Below are 16,619 nucleotides of genomic sequence, written 5' to 3'. Positions count from 1 at the left end.
GACCCGAGCAACGTCAGGACCGGACATGGACCTTGAGTGGCTTCGCCGCGAGTGCGAAAAGCGCGTGGACGCGCTTCGGCTCCCCCACCGCTTCAACACCCGGAACCTTTGTGATGCCGTGGCGGAGAAGCGCGGCCGGCCGATCATCCTCAGGCCCCTGAACACGCTCGGCGCGATCGACGCGCCGTGCGGAATCCGCCTGGAGACGCCTGACGCAGACCTCCTCTTCTACGAGGAGGGAACGTCCGCTCTGCACCAGAACCACATACTCGCGCACGAGGTCAGTCACATCATCTGCGACCACCCCGGCAGTCTGGAGCTGGACGCCGACGCCTTCCGCGCCATCGGTTTCAACCCCACCCTCGTCCGGCGTATGAACGGACGTACGAGCTACTCCACGGACGACGAGCGCGAGGCCGAGATGATGGCCACCGTCATTCGACAGCACATCTACCGCGGACGTGAACTTCCCCCCAGCGAGCCCGAGAAGGGCGCCGAGCGCTGGGAGGCCCTGTTCGCCAAACCGACCAAGAAGGGCCGTCGCCAGCCATGATCGACCTGTTGTTCTCGGGCGTGGCCATCGTGCTTCTCCTCGCCGCCGGTTACTGGGTTCGCGGGCGAGGCGGCCACAGACCGACCGGTACGTGGGCCATGGTCGCCCTGCTGGTGTCCTTCGCCCTTGCCTTCGGCTCGTACGTGTCGTTCGTGGAAAGCACCGTCGAAAGCGTCGTCCCCCACGTCGGTCGCCTCCTCAGCAACTCGTTCACGCTGGCGGCCGCGACCTCCGTCCTGGCGTTCATGCTCCAGCTCAATCTGGAGCCCGACGAGGCCCGGCGAAGCATCCGTCTGCGTGTGCTTTTCCTCGGGATCTCCGTCGTCGGCATGGCGGCCCTGTTCGCCGCCGGGCAGCTGAACGACCAGTCGCCCCAGCTGCACGCGCTCTACGTGCTGGTCTACATCACGTATCTGGGTGTCACCGCGAAGGACTTCTGCAAGCAGACCTGGAAACAGTCCAAGCACTCACGGCGCAAGAGCCAGCGCATCGGACTGCGCGTCACTGCCGCCGGCTGCCTCTTCGCACTGCTGTACGCCGCGTACAAAGTGTTCGGCCTGGTATCCATCGGGCTCGAACTGGGCATGCTCCCGCACGGCGTCCGGTGCTCGACGCCCGTCAGTCCCGTCCGCTGCGTGTTCAGCGTGACAGCGCCGGCCCTGGCCGTACTCCTCATCACCGTGGGGCTTACGCTGCCGGCGGTCGTCTGGCCGTTCAGCCAGTTCCTGCGCCGTCGATGGGAGTCGCGGTCCTTTGCCGCGCTCGCCCCCCTGTGGGAGGACATCGCCGGCGCGACACCCGAAGTGGTCCTGGCCCCGTCCGGATTCCACGAGGAGGAGCACGCGGACGACTCCGACTTCTTCCTCCACCGCCGTGTGATCGAGATCAACGACGGCGGGCTCGCCCTTCGCCCGCACCGTTCCCCGCGCGTTCAGGAGGACGCTGAGCTGGCCGTCGCCACACGCGGCCTGGCGGGCACCCCGGAAGGAGACGCGATCGTGGAGGCCGCGATCCTGCGAGCTGCCGTACACGCGAAGAAGACCGGGAGCGAACCGCGGACAGAGGCCGCACCGCCGGCCCCCAGGACTGCCTCCCGGGCGGGCAACCTCCGTGCCGAGACCGAGTGGCTGCTCCTGGTCGCCCACGCCTACGCGCAGGATGAGATCGCACGTACCGTCACTGACGAACTGGCACCCTCGGGAACGGACCCGCAAGCATGAGCGACCCGCTGCAGGACCCGCGGTTCTTCGCCGATCCCTACCCGACGTACGCCCAACTGCGAAACGCGGCTCCGGTGCAGAAGGTGCCCACCGGTTCAGGAGGGCGCTACAGCTACCTGGTCACGGGGTACGCGGAGGCCCGGGAGGCATTCACCGATCCCCGGCTTTCGAAGAACACCATGCGGTTCTTCGCCGGCCGGCCGTCGCAGCGCGATCTCCATCCGGCCGTATCCCAGAACATGCTTGCCACCGATCCGCCGCAGCACGCACGGCTGCGGGCTCTGGTGACGAAGGCCTTCACCACCGGGGCCGTCGCGCGGTTGCGCCCCTACATCGCCGGCCTGGTCGACGAGCTGCTCGACGCCTGGCCGGATCACGGACCGGTGGACCTCGTCGCGGGCCTCGCGGTACCGCTGCCGGTCACCGTCATCTGCGAGATGCTCGGGGTACCGGAATCCGACCGCCGGCTCGTGCGCACGTGGTCGGGCGATCTGTTCGCCGCCGGGGATTCGCGGCGGATCGACGCCGCCTCGCATGCCGTTGGCGATTACATGACCGGCCTTGTCGCCTCCAGACGCAGCTCGCCCGGCGAGAGTCTGCTCGACGACCTCATCGCCGTACGCGACGGCCAGGACCAGCTGACCGAGGACGAACTCGTATCGCTCGCCGTGCTGTTGCTCGTGGCCGGCCATGAGACCACCACCAACTTCATCGGCAACGCGGCCCTGGCCCTCCTCCAACACCCGGAGTCGCCGGCGCGCTTGAGGACCGAGCCACAGCTCCTCGGGAACGCGCTGGACGAGCTGCTGCGCTTCGACTCGCCTGTCGGGATCGCCACGTTCCGCTACAGCACCGAAGCACTCACGCTCGGCGGGACCGAGATCCCCGAAGGCGTTCCGGTACTCATCGCTCCCGGCGCCGCCAACCGCGACCCCAACCGATTCCCCGGCCCGGACCAGCTCGATCTCGACCGAGGTGCCACCGGGCACCTCGCCTTCGGCCACGGCATCCACAGGTGCCTGGGAGCACCCCTCGCGCGAGCCGAAGGCGAAATCGCACTCCGGGCGGTCATTTCCCGCTTTCCCGACGTACGGCTGGCAGTTCCCGCGGAGGAACTGGACTGGCGGCACACGCGGTTGATGCGCGGCCTCACATCTCTGCCGCTCGTCCTGTGACGACGAGGGCACTGGAAGCCTGACAGACCCGCAGGACGCCCCTGTGACGTGTCCGAGGGTGCAGAACTGCTGTGCCGGCTGTAGTCCCCACCTCTGTGCCGCCGGGTACGGGGGCGGCCGCGGGCGAGGTCCAGGGCCTTCTTCAGCACCTGGCTCAACGCGATCAAGCAGGGCAAGCACGAATGCACCAGGAAGGCCCTGATCCTCAGTGAGGATCAGGGCCTTCCTGGTGTTTCAGCTGTCGGGGTGGCGGGATTTGAACCCGCGCACTCTCTGTCTCGAAGTCCGGAGCACGCCTCTGGTAGGGGGCAGAACCCGCCCCTGGGCGGGGGTATCTCGCGGCGCACATCCCTAGCGTTCTGGTGGTCAAGATCAGTGCGGGACGGCCTGGCTTCGGTCCTGCCGTCCGCTCGTGTGAAAGGTGTGAGCCAGATGGCGAACGCGAACGTCGGAATCCTCGAAGAGATCAGCGACCAGAAGCTCGACGCCGTCAGCGCCGCGGGTCAGGGCTGGGGCACGACCCTGTCCTCCCTGGGCTGCTACGGCGCCAGCTACGTCCTGGGGAACAACGGAAACCTTTGCACTGCCACCGCTGAGTGCCAGAAGAACTGCAAGTGACCGAATGGCGCCGGGACCCCCATCCCGGCGTCACCCCATCTCCCCGCCCTGGACCCGGTATTCATGAAGAGTCACGTCGATTCACCCGACATAGCCGAAGCGCTGCGGACGTACCTGCCGGAGCTGACCTCGCCCGAGCTCACGAAGCACGTCGAGGAGCGGCTGCGGACCGCCCGGACCGCTGACGGTGCGCAGGGTGAGAAGCGGCGGCCCGTGCGGCCCGCGGACTACGATCCGTCCCTCGACTCCGACGGCCTCTTCCATGACTACTTCGCGCACTTCGTACGGCCCTGGGCACAGCAGGTGCGCGACGCCGTCGCGTCGTCCCCTGCCGTCGCCACCGGCAACACCGTCGTCGACGACTTCCTGGTCCATCAGACGGGCCTCGTCTCCCGTCTGATGATCCGGACCCTGGTCGAGGAGCTCCACCGCCATCGCTCCCGCGGCCTCCTCGCCGGTGAAACGCCCGAGGAGCGGTACGCAGCCTTCCGCCGCTGGACCAACAGCGAGGAGGGGCACGGCGAGCTGCTCGCCACGTACCCCCACCTCTTCCATCTGGCCGACTGCCAAGTCGAGGCGTCCGCACAGTACATCTGCGAGGTGCTCCGCGAAGTCGCGGACGCGGTCAATGAGTTGGGCGCCTTGATCTCCGGAGGCGGCGGCGGCGCCGCGGCTCTTGAGGTCGAGCGTCTCTCCCTCGGTGAGGGCGACACCCACAACGGCGGGAAGTCCGTCGCCCAGATCGTCTTCACCGACGGCAGCCGCGTGCTTTACAAGCCGCACCCCATAGCCGCCGAAGCGGGCTACAGCTCCTTCGTCTCCTGGATGAACGACCGGTTGGGCAACGATCTGCCCACGGTCTCCGTCCTGCCCACCGAGCACGGTGGGTTCGTCGAGTTCATCCCCACGCAGGAGTACGCCGGCGAGCAGAAGGACTACTTCGCCCGCATCGGCGCCATCGGCGGCATCCTGTTCCTCCTCAGGGCCACCGACATCCACTTCGAGAACATGGTGTCGTGCGCCGCCGGGCCCGTCGTCATCGACACCGAGACGCTTCTGTCGCCCCGGCTGACCGCTCCCGAGGCGTATGACGACGGCGCGGCCTCCAGGCTCGGGGCGCTCACCCTTCAGGACTCGATCATCGGGTCCGGGCTGTTGCCGCTCGTCGTCAGGGCCGGGGACAAGGACCCCGGCATGGACATCGGCGCCATCGGCTACGACACGGGCCAGCGCGCCCCGTACAAGTCGCTCAGCCTCCAGAACCCCGGCCGCGACGACATGTACGTCGGCATGGTGACCACGGAGACCACCGCGGCCAACGCGAACCTCGCCGTGCAGCGCGCCACCGAGCTGCCGGTGACCGCCCAACGGGACATCATCAAGGACGAGTTCCGGCGGGTCCTGGAGTACGCGGCCGCCCAGCCGGACGCCGTCATGGGCGCCATCGAGACGTTCCTCGGCGATGCACAGTTCCGGCACGTCAACCAGGCGACGATCTTCTACGCGCAGCTGCTGCGCATGGTGACCCACCCGCACGCGATGGCGGATCCGGTGGTCCGTGCCGCGGTCCTCAACCGGGTCGTGCTGCGCACCGGTGACAACCCCGCGCTCTTTGACGAAGAGGTGCGGCAGATGGCCGAGGGGGACGTCCCGTACTTCTCCTACTCCGCCCGCAGCCGCGCCCTGCACGCGGGCGGCCGGGTCGTCCGGGCGGATGCCCTGGCCGAGCCCCCACTGGAGACCGTACGCGCTCGTGTGCACGGTCTCGACGAGGCCGTCATCGCGCGTGAACTCCGGCTGATCGACTACTCCTTCGTCAACAAGCTGCCGACGGACCAGGAGCAGACGGGCTTCGTACCCGTACGGGGAGGGGGCAGGCCCGTAACCGTCGGCGGGGCCCGGCTTGTGGCGGAAGCCGAGCGCATCGGCGACCGGCTGTTGGCGACCCTGATCACCGGCACCGACCCACACCACCCGGCGACGTGGATCGCCCCGCAGGTCACCACCGACTCGCAGAGCCAGTGGAGTCCCGGCACCCTCGGCTACGACCTGTACGGCGGCAGCCCCGGGCCCGCCCTGGCCCTGGCCGGCCTGGCGCGGGAGACCGGGCGGCGTGACTTCGCGGACGCCGCGCGCCGCGTCCTCGACCCCGTCGAGGAGCAGTTGCGCGGCGGCCAACTCGCCGGCCAGGCCGTCTCCGTCGGCGGCATGACGGGCCTGGCCGGCACCGCGTACGCCCTCACCGTCGCCCGGGACCTCCTGGACGAGCCGGACGGCACGCGCGTCGGCGAGCTGGCCCGGGAACTCGCCCGCGGCTCGGGGCCCGAGGTCGGCACCGACTATGTGAGCGGGATGGCGGGGGCCCTGGCCGTCACCCTGGCCCTGCACGAGCGTGCGACGAGCCCGGCTGAGAAGCGGGCGGTGGCCGAGGCGGCGGCGACCGTGGCCGCCGCGGAGGTACGGGCGCTGGGCGGCATCGATCTCGGTCTGCGGGACGCGGCCGACGCCCGGGTCACCTCGTACACCGGCTATGCGCACGGCGCGATGGGCATCGGTCCCGTACTCATCCGGTACGGAACCGAGTTCGCCGACGCGCCGGTGCGCGACCTTGGCCTGCGCATCGTCGGTGCGGTGCTCGACTCCTACGACGAGAGCGACCGGGACTGGCCACGGGCGTGGGACGAGCCGGAGCGCTCGTACGGCTGGTGCCACGGTGCGCCCGGTCTGCTGCTCGGTGCCCTGACCGCCGTGGAGCACGCGCCCGAGTCCGTGCCCGTCGACGTACTGGCCCGGCTCGCGGGGCTCACCTTCAGCCACGGCTTCGGCAACAACCCGACGTACTGCCACGGCGACCTGGGAAGCGCGGAGGTCGTGGCCCTGGCCGAACAGAGACTCCCTGGGGTGTCCGGCGACGCCGCCGACCTCTTTCCGCGCCTCTTCGGCGAGGTCGTCGAGAGGTACGAGCAGCGGTCCGACACCAAGTACGCGTACAGCAACAGCCTCATGGTCGGGGAGGCCGGACTTGCCTGGTCCGTACTCCACCACCTGGACCCGGAGGGCTACCCCTCCATCCTGCGCTTCGCCTAGCGCACCACGAACGAGGTTCCGTCAGGAGCCTTGCCGATAAGAGCACCACCAAGTGAAAGGAACCATCATGGGCAACATCGCCATGAACGACGCCACCGGCTACGTCTCCGCCGACGAGCTTGTCGAGCTCGCCGACGCGCCGGAGTCCCTGGCCGCGGGCATCACGCCCACCATCATCCCGGCCACCGCCATCACCGGCGTCGTCGTCGGCGCCAGCGCCGCGCTGCAGGGCGGCTGCCCCACCAGTGGTTGCACCAAGCGCTGCTGATCGTCTGAACCGGCGCGGAGCGGGTGCCCCGGAACCGGTAATTCCGGGGCACCCGCCCCCACCACCCTCCCACCACCGCCCCCGATCCGAGAGCAGACAGTGCACCCCCAAGAGCTGGTGAAGCGCATCACCGAGGAGCGGGCCGATGTCTTCGGCGCCTTCTACACGCCGTACCTGAGGGACTGCGCGCAGCAGATCGCCGGGTTCTTGGACGAGGTGACCGATGCCGACGCCGACGGTGTCGCCGAGTCCGTACTGCGCTCACTGATGGGTGTCTGTGTCGAGACCGGCGTACGGACCCTCATCGCCTCCTTCCACGCGGAAGGCGGGACGTACGAGGCGTTCCACGCCCGGGTCGCCCGGACCGAGGGCCGCGGCGCGCTGCTCGCCCGTTTCCCCGAACTGGACCGGCTGCTGCGTCTGGTCACCACCCGCACCGCGCGGACCGTCCGCGAGGTCCTGGGCGCCGCGGCCGCGGACCGGCAGCAGCTCGGCGAACTCCTGGGCGTACGAGGGAGTATCACCTCGCTCACCACTGGCCTCGGTGACGCCCACCGGGGCGGCCGGACCGTTTGCCTGGTGGGCTTCGGCGACGGAACGCGGGTCGTGTACAAGCCGCAGCAGGACAACTGCCAGAGCCTGCTCGTCACCCTGAGCACGCTCCTCGACGAGGACGGCTCGTTCTTCGGCCCGTTGCACCCGAGGTCGATCGTCCGGCCGACGTATGTGTGGCAGGAGTTCATCGAGCACACGGATCTCGACGACGTCACCCGGGGCGGCGCCGAGTACTTCCGGCGCTTCGGCCGGGTCGCCGCGCTGCTCAGCATGATCGGCGCGACCGATCTGCACCACGAGAACATCATCGCCGTACCCCAGGGCCCCGTCGTGATCGACACGGAGACCCTCGTGTCGCTGCCCAACGGCCCCACGGACACATCGGCGCAGAGCGCGTCCGCGGGGGCCGCGCTCAACCTGGACATCGAGCGCTCGGTGCTCAACACCCTGCTGTTTCCCGTCCGTTACGCGGGCGCGAAGCTGGACATCGACATCTCGGGAATCGGCTGCGTGCGGCCGGGAGCCTCCGAGCACCTCCAGTCGTACACGGTCGTCGACGCGGGGACGGACGACATCCGTTTCGACCGCAGCCCTGTCGTCGTCGAGCACGGCACGAACATGGTCAAGGCGGCGGGTGAACCGCTGGACCCCCGGGACTGGGTGGACGAGATATCCGCCGGGTACAGCGAGGCGCGCGAGCTGCTCGCCACCCACCGCGGCGGCGTCGAAGCGGCCGTACGGGCTTCTGGTGACTGGGCGGTGCGCCAAGTCGTACGGCCGACGTATGTATACGCGCGCTTCCTGGAGGCTTCCACCCACCCCGTGCACCTGGGCAGCGCTGCGGCGCGGGCCGAACTGCTGGGGAAGCTGCCCCGGCACTACCGGGGCGCGGCCAAGGAGTCGGCGGACGCGCTGCACCGCGAGGAGGTAGCCGCCCTGCTCGATCTCGACGTGCCGTTCTTCACGGTGGACTGCGACTCCGGTCTGCTGCGGGGCGATCTGGACGAGGAGATCCACAGCGCCGCCGGCAGCACTCCCCGGGAGGCCGCACTGGCCGCCGTCCGGTCCTTCTTCGCCCGGCCGCCGCAGCGGGATCTCAGCTATCTGCGGTACGCGCTCGCCGGCTCGGTGGACGACGTCTGGGACGTACGGCGGGCATCGCGCCGCGAGGTGTTCCCCGACCTGGCCGATGCCAGGGCCTGGCACAGTACCCTCCGTGATCTCGTCGTCGGTGAGAAGTCGGCGCCGACCTGGCTGCTGCCCCGGCTGCAAGGGGACGGGCTGCGCCTGGGCGGGGTCAACGCACCGCTCTACGACGGCGGCGGCCTGCTCCTCTGTCTGGCACAGACCGAGGCGGTCACCGGCACATCGCCGCTCGGTGTGGACATCGAACGGGTCTCCCGGGCCGCCATGCACCCGCGGTTCGCGGGTGACGCGACACCGCTGGCGATGTCGCCGTTCACGGGAGCCCTTTCCGAGCTCGTCACCGACTGGGAGATCCGGCGCCTCCGTGAGCCCGGCGCCCCCTTCACCGTCACGGAATCCCGCCCCGCCGACCGGCCCCTCGATGTCGACAGCCTCACCGCGGCCGACTTCGACCACCTCAACGGGTACGGCGGCTACCTCGTCTACCTCGCCGCCTATCAGAAGTACGGCGCACCCGAGCTGACCGGTGTCCCGCCCGAGCGGCTGCTGCGGCGCCTGGTCGCCGTGGACGGCTCCCCGGGAGAGCACGCCGGTGAACTGGGGCTCGCCCATGGCCGGTTCGGGCGCATCACCGCCATGAGCGCCATGGTCGCCGAGGGACTCGACGGAGACAGCGGTGCCCGGGACCATCTGGAGCGGTTCGCCCATGCCTACGTACGGAACAGGTGGCAGGACGAGAGTCTGCGCGACCGGGTGAGCGGCAACGGCTGGTGCAAGGGGTACGCGGGAGTGGCGTACGCGGCCGGTGAACTCTTCACCGCCCTCGGCGAGTCCACCGGGCGGATCCGGGCCGTCCTGGCACCCGAGGTGGAGCGGATCGTCGGTGGCGATCTCGGCCACGACATCAGCTTCTGCCATGGCCTGGCCGGCCGGATCGCCGTCCTGTGCCAGCTGGCCGACCGGTTCGACTGGCTGGAGCTGCGCGCCGAAGCCGCCGCGCTGCACACCGCCTTCCTCGACCGCTACGGAACGGCCGACGGTGGCTGGTCGTGCGGCATCGGGACCGAGCCGCACCTGCCCTCCTTCTTTCTCGGCCTCTCCGGCTGGCATTACGCGCAACTGATGCTGGACCACCCCCAAGCCGTCCTTCCTCGCTGCCTCGGAGGCCGCTCATGACTGTGCGTACCCGCAGGGCCCGGAGAGTCCGGGAAGTCCAGCAGTTCGCCCAGTCCGAATGCGGCCTGTGCTGCATCGCGATGGTGCTGTCCGCGTACGGTTCACGCGACTCGGTCGCCGCGCTGCGGCGCGAGCACGAGGTGGGCCGCGACGGGCTCACCATCAAGGAAATAGCGACCATCCTGCGCGGCCGCGGCTTCCAGGTACGGGCCTTCCGGGCCGGTGCCAACCGCCTCGACCGGCTGTCCCTCCCGCTCATCGCGTACTGGGACGACAGCCACGTCGTTGTCGTGGAGGAGATCACCGACCGGCATGTCACCGTCGTGGACCCGGCCGCCGGGCGACGGAAGTACCCGGTCGAGGAGTTCGAGCAGCACTACTCGGGGCTGGCGCTGGAAGCCACACCCGCCGCCGATTACCAGCCTGTGCACCACCGTGAGCCGAGCGTGTGGCGGGAGTTCCTGCGGTCGCTGAGCGGGGCGCGACGGCCGTTGCTCCAGGCGTTCTTGATGTCGCTGGTGCTGTATTCGTTCACCATCTTCATGCCGATCGCGACCCAGTACGCGGTCAACGACTACGCCGGGTATCTGGAGAAGTCGCCGATCGCGCTGGTCCTGCTGACCTTCACGGTCCCGATGGCGGTCTTCTTCGTCCTCTCCCTGCTGCGTACGGTGTGCCTGGCCGCGGTGATCCGCGGCCTGGGCGAGGCGATGATGGGCAGAACGTTCAAGAAACTGCTCGATCTGCCGTACAAGTACTTCGCCAACCGCTCACAGGGCGAGCTGTTCTACCGGCTGTCCAGCATCACGTCCGTCCGGGACATGATCTCCAGCCAGCTGCCGGTCGTCCTGCTCGATGTCGGCAGTCTGATCGTCATCTTCAGCTATATGTTCTACCGCTCGTTCATCCTGGGGTCCGCGGCTTTCGCCATCTTCCTGACCATGCTCGCGGTCGCCGTGTCCACGTACCGGCCGATCCGCCGGATCACCGAGCGGGAGATCAGCGAGACCGCCAAGTCCTCATCGCTGCAGATGGAAGCGCTGTCATCGATCGAGACCCTGAAGGTCTCCGGGATGACCGACACCTTCTTCCACGACTGGAAGAAGGTGTACTCGGCGGGCATGGAGCAGACCCAGCGGCGGATCGTCCTCCAGGGCGTGGCCACCAGTGGCTACTCCGTGTTCCAGGTGTTCGGGCCGCTGCTGGTGCTGGCCGTGGGGCTGTGGCTGGTCCTGAACGGTTCGCTCGACCTCGGTTCGGCGGTCGCGGCGCAGACGCTCACCGCCACCAGCCTGGGCATGGTGATGTCCCTGTCCGGTGTCTTCACCCAGCTGATCACGGCGAACACGCAGGTGGCGAGGGTCGGCGACATCCTCCACCAGCCCGAGTCCAGGGGCGCCTTCGGCGACCGGCCCGTAGTGATGCGGGGTGCGGTCTCGTTGCGCAAGGTCGGGTTCGCCTACCCGGGCGCCAAGACCCCCGCGCTGCAGGACATCTCGTTCGACATCCGGCCCGGGGAGCGGGTCGCGATCGTGGGCAGCTCGGGCTCGGGGAAGAGCACTCTGGGCAAGCTTCTGATGGGGCTGTATCCGATCCGGTCCGGAGACATCGCCTACGACGGCGTATCGATCCAGGAGATCGACGCCGATACGTTCTACGCGGACGTCGCGTACGTCCCTCAGGACATCGTGCTCAGCAACCGCAGCATCGCCGAGAACATCCGCTTCGGTGTTCCCGAGGTCACCATGGAAGCGGTGGTCGAAGCCGCACACCAGGCACATGTCCATGAGGATGTCGCCGCCATGCCGCTCGGCTATCACACGCCGGTACGGGAAATGGGCGGCAGCCTCTCCGGCGGCCAGCGCCAGCGCATCGCCCTGGCCCGTGCACTGGCCCGGCAGCCGCGTGTCCTCGTACTCGACGAGGCGACCAGCTCGCTGGACACCGTCACCGAGTCCAGGATCGCCGGCGCGCTGGACCGGCTGGAGTGCACGCGGATCATCATCGCGCACCGGCTGTCCACGATCGTCAGCGCCGACCTCGTCGTCGTCCTCGAGCACGGCCGGGTCGTCCAGACCGGACGCCATGCCGAACTGCTCGCGGAATCCGGCCTGTACCGGGAGCTGATCCGCTCGCAGGTCGACTTGAACGCGGTTTGAGCGGTCTGAACGCCGTCGGGCGAGACGTACATGAGGAGATGAGGAGCACGTGGAGAAAGGGAAGTACGTGATCTCGGTCCGGGGTCTCACGAAGGAGTTCCAGGGCAGGAGAGCCGTCGACAGCGTCTCCTTCGATGTGGCACGCGGCAGAATCACCGGCTTTCTCGGCCCGAACGGCGCCGGAAAGACTACGACGCTGCGTATGGTGCTCGGGCTGATACGGCCCACCGAGGGCGCCGCGCTGCTCTGGGGCCGCCCCTACCGCGAACTGCCCACACCCACCCGCAGGATCGGGGTCGGTCTCGACGGCGGCGCGTTCCTGGGCGGACGAACGGGCCGCGGCCATCTGCGCTGCTATACCCGAGCCGCCGGCTGCGGACCCGAGCGGATCGCGCGGCTGCTGGCGGACGTCGGCCTTGAAGGGGCCGCGGACCGTCCGGTCTCCGGCTACTCGACGGGGATGAAACAGCGGCTCTCGCTGGCCGCCGCGCTCCTTGGCGACCCGGAGCTGCTGATCCTCGACGAACCGAGCAACGGCCTCGACCCCGAAGGAATGCTGTGGCTGCGGGGGTTCCTACGGGCCTACGCCGCGGAGGGCGGGACGGTGCTGCTCTCCAGCCACCTGCTCGGCGAGATGGAGCAGATCGTCGACGACGTACTGCTCATGCATCACGGGCAACTGCTGTGCGCCGAACCGCTCAGCGGTCTGCTGGAGAGGGACGAGCGTTTGGAGTCGGCCTTCATGCGCCTGACACAGGCCGGAATTGGAGTGGAAGTATGAAGGTGGGTATGGGATCGCAGCTCTCATCCGAGCTGCGGAAGCTCACCACCACCAAGCTGTGGTGGATCCTGCTGCTCACCATGGTCGTGTGCAGCGCCGGTCTCACGGCGCTTGTCGTCTTCGGTGGCCTCAACGCTCCCAGAAGTCCGCTCACTTTCGACTCGGCGGACGAGGTCGTACCCGCGTACAACCTCCCGGTCGCGCTCGCCTATGTCTTCCCGCTGGGTATCGGGGTCGCCCTGGTGACCCAGGAGTACAACTCCCGCACCATCACCGCCACGCTGCTCTCCGAGCCCCGCCGGATGCGGGTGTACGGCGCCAAGGTGCTGGTCGGTCTCGGTACGGCGTTCGTGTACGGGGCCGCGTCGGTGGGCGCGAGTGCGCTGGTCGCGGCCGCGCTGCTGTCGGGGCACGGGAAACACCCGTACCTCTTGGACGGCTCGGTGCTCGGTGCCCTGTCGGGAAGCGTGGTGGTGATGACGCTGTGGGGTGCGATCGGTGTGGCTGTCGGCGCGCTCGTACGCAACCAGGTCGTCGCGATCGTCGGCATCCTGCTGGTCACCCAGTTCCTGGAGCCGACGCTGCGGATTCTCTCCTCCCAGCTGGGCAGCCCGGGCCTTGGCAACCTGCTGCCCGGTGGGGCCGGGGACATCGCCGGCGGCGGCACGATCATGACCGCGGCGGCCGGCGCCGAGGGCGCGGCACAGGCGCTCGGATTCCTGGTCCTGGCCCTGTACACGGTCGTGATGGGCGCGCTGGGGGGCCTGCGCTTCGCGCGCTACGAGGTCTCCTGACCCGGCCGCCGGCGCTCCCGCGCCGGCGGCCGGCCGGCTTCTCAGCCCGCGTCGTGGGTGGCCCGCTCCCGCTTCAGCTGCATGGCATTGACACAGGCCAGGATCATGGCGATCAACAGCGGAACCACCACGGCGGTGGGGCTGTCCCCGAAGAACGGGGCGATGAGCGCCAGGACCAGCAGAATCGCCACCGGCGCCCAGCGGAGAGTTTCCTTCTTCTTCCCCATCACAGTCTCTTTCTCGTGTCTCGTGTATTTACTTTGTCGCTTATCGGGCGGCGGAAAGGCGTGCGGGCACACGTGCCGCGAGTTGGCTCCGGTCCCGGAACCCAGTCTTCTGCAGGATGTTCGACATATGGAACTTCACCGTGCTCTCGGCGATGTAGAGGGCTCCGGCGATTTCACTGTTGTTCATGCCCTGGGTCACCAGTGACACGACCTCGTACTCGCGGGCGGTGAGCGCCGGATCGCGGCGCCGGATACGCGCTGCGGTGTGCGCGGGGCGGTGCGTGGCTTCCGCGGTGTGCGGGCCGCGCAGCAGCGGACGTACGAGCGTGGGTGAGATCCACCCGTTTCCCGCGGCGACCTCGTGAACGGCCTCCAGAAAGGCGTCGTCCAAGTCGTCCCGGTCCACGATGGCGCGTACATCGGCCCCCAGGAGGCCGGGATGCTGCATCTCGGCGCCGTAAGTCAGCGCCGCGACCGGCACCGGGTCATGTACCTCGTCGAGCCGGTCGATGTCCACGACCAGGACATCGCAGGGCGTAAGGGTCTGACGGCCCTCCACCTCCACTGAATGCCACCCTCTACTGGCGAAAAGGCGCTTCAGTCTTCGCCGCAGCGACATTCTCGCGACAATTAGCCCAATGACTATAGAGCTGTCTTCGGTATCTCTCATGCCCTGCTTCCCCCGCACAGACGCCTGTTGGCGTACGCAAGTCAACGCGCACGGCGATCCTAGCTTTCGCAGGGAAGTGGCCGCAACTGGCAGGTAACTTCAAGGGGGCTGGTGGAGATACTCAGTCATTCGACGGGGGATACCCCCGCCACTCGGCGGGGGGCGGCGCGACAGATCTCCTTCCGGGGAATGAGCGGGAATTGATTTCCGTCCTGCCGAATAACCGTCAGACAGGGAAAACGGCCCGGATCTGGAACCCGCCTCCGGGCACGGGCCCCGAGCGGAACGTACCGCCGAGCAGGTGCGTGCGCTCCCGCAGGCCGACCAGACCGTGTCCACCGTCGGGCAGATCCAGGGGCATGGTGGACCGGTCGGCGGCGGTGTTGTGGACCTCGACGCGCAGCGCGCCGTCGGCGGGCCGGATGCGTACCTGGACATCGGCACCCGGTGCGTGCTTGCGCACGTTGGTGAGCGCCTCCTGGACCGTGCGGTACGCGGCCCGCTCCACGGCCGCGGGCCAGCTGCCGATGGCGCCCGGGGTGTCGAGACTGACCCGCAGCCCGCTGTCCCGGGTCAGTGCGGGTATGTCGGCAAGGCACGGCTGCGGCGTGAGTTCGCAGGCGGCGCCCCCGGCGGCGCGCAGTACCCCCACCATGTGCTGGAGTTCGGTGGTGGTCTGTACCGAGAGCTCGCGGATTGCCCCCGCGCTCTCCCGGACGGTGGCGGCGTCCGCAGCGCTGACCTGGAGTGCCCCGGCCTGCAGACTGATGAGGCTGACCTTGTGGGCGACGACATCGTGCATCTCCCGGGCCAGGCGCGCCCGTTCGGTGGACAGCGTGCGTTCGGCGAGCAGCCGGTGCTCCCGCTCCCGGCTCTCCGTGACCTCCAGCAGCCGCTCGCGCCGCAGCCGAGCCGACCGGCCGAGCACGACGGCACCCGCGGCGAGCACGCAGGAGTCCAGCGCCGCGAGCACGGTCGCTCGGTCCGGCGCGAGCGAGGAGAAGTCGTCGATCGGGTAAGGAAGGAACTGCGCGAGCGCGACCAGTGCCGCGCCCGCACCGCCGGCGACGGCGCTGCGGCGCCGGTCCGCGAGGCAGTACAGGGCGATCAACGGCGCAAAGAAGATATAGCCGACGTACACCCCGGGCAGCCCGGCGACCAGTGCCACCTCGGGCAAGCGCCGCCGCAGCACCAACGCGGTGGCGGCGACCAGAGCGATCCAGATCCCGGGGCCGGGGTCGAGGCCGTTGACCACGACTCCGTCGACGACGGCGATGCCCACGGGGAGCGCGGCTGCGCAGGCCCGCCGCAGCCGTCTGTCGCGGCCGCGTGGGCGGTCTGTGGAGCGGGCGCTCTCGGTCGCCGAGCCCAGGCTCACAGCCTGCCCGCCGGTGCGTCGATCATGCCTGCGCGGTCCGCGACCACGGCTGCCTGGATACGGTTGATTCCGCCGAGCTTGGCGAGCAGCGAGCTGACATGGTCCTTGACCGTGCCGTGGGAGAGGCGCAGCCGACGGGCGATCTCCCAGTTGGACAGGCCCTCACCGACCAGGGCGAGCACTTGACGCTCACGTTCGGTCAGCGCCTCCACGCGCCGCCTCGCCTCGCTCTCGCGGCGGGTGGTCAGGTAGCCGCCGATCAGGGTGCTCGCGGCCTCGGGCGCCAAGATCTTGCCGCCGGCGGCCAGCACCCGTACCGCATGGACCAATTGCTCAGGGGCGGTGTTCTTCATCAGTAAACCCGCCGCCCCCGCCCGCAGCGCTTCGTCGACGTACTCACTCGCGTCAAAGGTGGTCAGCATCGCCACGCCCGGCGCCGACGCCAGGGCAGTGACCTGCCGAAGCACCGTCAGACCATCCACATCCGGCATCCGGATGTCGAGCAGCAGCACGTCCGGCCGGTGGGTCCTGACGGCCTCGACGGCCCCGGCGCCGCCGCAGTCGGCCACCACCTCGATGCCGCCGGCGGAATTCAAGATCAACTGTAGCCCGGTGCGGACCAGCTGCTCGTCGTCCACGACGGCGACCCGAATCACCATGCACCCCCTCGCTGGCACCACTCCTCGCTGGCACCACTGGCAGACGGAAGAGTACGGCAGCCAGGTTGCAGGCCCTACGGCCAGCTGTTCTGGTGCAGGGGTCGAGACCAGTCGACTCCCCAACGGCTCCGAGGCCGCCCCAGAAACCACTCA

Annotated in this window: 14 protein-coding genes; 10 read left to right on the top strand and 4 right to left on the bottom strand. The window is 69.1% G+C overall.

The features are described 5' to 3' along the window. The first annotated feature begins 118 nt into the window (after positions 1 to 118). From AC1P0E_RS15290 to AC1P0E_RS15245, 10 genes are all read left to right on the top strand, one after another. The gene (locus AC1P0E_RS15290) at positions 119 to 553 is read left to right on the top strand and encodes a regulator component (RefSeq protein WP_482742709.1); all 435 of its coding nucleotides are present in this window, start codon (positions 119 to 121) and stop codon (positions 551 to 553) included. Then, positions 550 to 1,773 (top strand): MAB_1171c family putative transporter, encoded by a 1,224-nt coding sequence (locus tag AC1P0E_RS15285; protein WP_482742708.1) that lies wholly within the window; start codon positions 550 to 552, stop codon positions 1,771 to 1,773. The genes AC1P0E_RS15290 and AC1P0E_RS15285 overlap by 4 nt, the downstream gene beginning before the upstream one ends. Next, positions 1,770 to 2,948, top strand: coding sequence for a cytochrome P450 family protein (locus tag AC1P0E_RS15280; RefSeq protein ID WP_482742707.1), 1,179 nt, complete (start codon positions 1,770 to 1,772; stop codon positions 2,946 to 2,948). Before AC1P0E_RS15285 ends, AC1P0E_RS15280 begins: the two co-directional genes overlap by 4 nt. 432 nt (positions 2,949 to 3,380) lie before the next feature. Continuing rightward, complete coding sequence (locus tag AC1P0E_RS15275; protein ID WP_482742706.1) at positions 3,381 to 3,566, top strand: plantaricin C family lantibiotic; 186 nt, start codon at positions 3,381 to 3,383, stop codon at positions 3,564 to 3,566. Positions 3,567 to 3,629: 63 nt separating this feature from the next. Beyond that, positions 3,630 to 6,653: a type 2 lanthipeptide synthetase LanM gene (gene lanM / locus AC1P0E_RS15270; protein WP_482742705.1), complete on the top strand. Its 3,024-nt coding sequence runs from the start codon at positions 3,630 to 3,632 to the stop codon at positions 6,651 to 6,653. A 67-nt stretch (positions 6,654 to 6,720) separates the two neighbouring features. Next, positions 6,721 to 6,921 (top strand): class II lanthipeptide, LchA2/BrtA2 family, encoded by a 201-nt coding sequence (locus tag AC1P0E_RS15265; protein WP_482742704.1) that lies wholly within the window; start codon positions 6,721 to 6,723, stop codon positions 6,919 to 6,921. Positions 6,922 to 7,020: 99 nt separating this feature from the next. Beyond that, the gene (lanM, locus tag AC1P0E_RS15260) at positions 7,021 to 9,798 is read left to right on the top strand and encodes a type 2 lanthipeptide synthetase LanM (protein ID WP_482742703.1); all 2,778 of its coding nucleotides are present in this window, start codon (positions 7,021 to 7,023) and stop codon (positions 9,796 to 9,798) included. After that, entirely contained in the window at positions 9,795 to 11,957 is a 2,163-nt protein-coding gene (locus AC1P0E_RS15255; RefSeq protein WP_482742702.1) for a peptidase domain-containing ABC transporter, read from the top strand. Before lanM (AC1P0E_RS15260) ends, AC1P0E_RS15255 begins: the two co-directional genes overlap by 4 nt. A 49-nt stretch (positions 11,958 to 12,006) precedes the next feature. Next, positions 12,007 to 12,738: an ABC transporter ATP-binding protein gene (locus AC1P0E_RS15250; protein WP_482742701.1), complete on the top strand. Its 732-nt coding sequence runs from the start codon at positions 12,007 to 12,009 to the stop codon at positions 12,736 to 12,738. A gap of 8 nt (positions 12,739 to 12,746) precedes the next feature. Next, positions 12,747 to 13,532, top strand: a complete 786-nt coding sequence (locus AC1P0E_RS15245; protein WP_482742700.1) for an ABC transporter permease — start codon at positions 12,747 to 12,749, stop codon at positions 13,530 to 13,532. A gap of 41 nt (positions 13,533 to 13,573) precedes the next feature. Here the strand turns inward: AC1P0E_RS15245 and AC1P0E_RS15240 are convergent, their stop codons facing one another. From AC1P0E_RS15240 to AC1P0E_RS15225, 4 genes are all read right to left on the bottom strand, one after another. Then, the gene (locus AC1P0E_RS15240) at positions 13,574 to 13,759 is read right to left on the bottom strand and encodes a hypothetical protein (protein ID WP_482742699.1); all 186 of its coding nucleotides are present in this window, start codon (positions 13,757 to 13,759) and stop codon (positions 13,574 to 13,576) included. Between the two features lie 40 nt (positions 13,760 to 13,799). Beyond that, complete coding sequence (locus tag AC1P0E_RS15235; RefSeq protein ID WP_482742698.1) at positions 13,800 to 14,324, bottom strand: LuxR C-terminal-related transcriptional regulator; 525 nt, start codon at positions 14,322 to 14,324, stop codon at positions 13,800 to 13,802. A 331-nt stretch (positions 14,325 to 14,655) separates the two neighbouring features. After that, positions 14,656 to 15,807, bottom strand: a complete 1,152-nt coding sequence (locus tag AC1P0E_RS15230; protein ID WP_482742697.1) for a sensor histidine kinase — start codon at positions 15,805 to 15,807, stop codon at positions 14,656 to 14,658. Continuing rightward, positions 15,804 to 16,463 (bottom strand): response regulator, encoded by a 660-nt coding sequence (locus tag AC1P0E_RS15225; RefSeq protein WP_482745766.1) that lies wholly within the window; start codon positions 16,461 to 16,463, stop codon positions 15,804 to 15,806. Before AC1P0E_RS15225 ends, AC1P0E_RS15230 begins: the two co-directional genes overlap by 4 nt. Between the last annotated feature and the right edge of the window lie 156 nt (positions 16,464 to 16,619).

The organism is Streptomyces sp. TRD_SC_5 (assembly GCF_056836825.1).
Note: the sequence above shows the minus strand (reverse complement) of the source record. Positions and strands in the feature narration are given on the sequence as shown.

Coding starts and splice junctions, on each gene's coding strand:
- AC1P0E_RS15285 (WP_482742708.1), top strand. CDS start 550: ATGATCGACCTGTTGTTCTCGGGCGTGGCCATCGTGCTTCTCCTCGCC.
- AC1P0E_RS15280 (WP_482742707.1), top strand. CDS start 1,770: ATGAGCGACCCGCTGCAGGACCCGCGGTTCTTCGCCGATCCCTACCCG.
- AC1P0E_RS15275 (WP_482742706.1), top strand. CDS start 3,381: ATGGCGAACGCGAACGTCGGAATCCTCGAAGAGATCAGCGACCAGAAG.
- lanM (WP_482742705.1), top strand. CDS start 3,630: ATGAAGAGTCACGTCGATTCACCCGACATAGCCGAAGCGCTGCGGACG.
- AC1P0E_RS15265 (WP_482742704.1), top strand. CDS start 6,721: ATGGGCAACATCGCCATGAACGACGCCACCGGCTACGTCTCCGCCGAC.
- AC1P0E_RS15255 (WP_482742702.1), top strand. CDS start 9,795: ATGACTGTGCGTACCCGCAGGGCCCGGAGAGTCCGGGAAGTCCAGCAG.
- AC1P0E_RS15245 (WP_482742700.1), top strand. CDS start 12,747: ATGGGATCGCAGCTCTCATCCGAGCTGCGGAAGCTCACCACCACCAAG.
- AC1P0E_RS15240 (WP_482742699.1), bottom strand. CDS start 13,759: ATGGGGAAGAAGAAGGAAACTCTCCGCTGGGCGCCGGTGGCGATTCTG.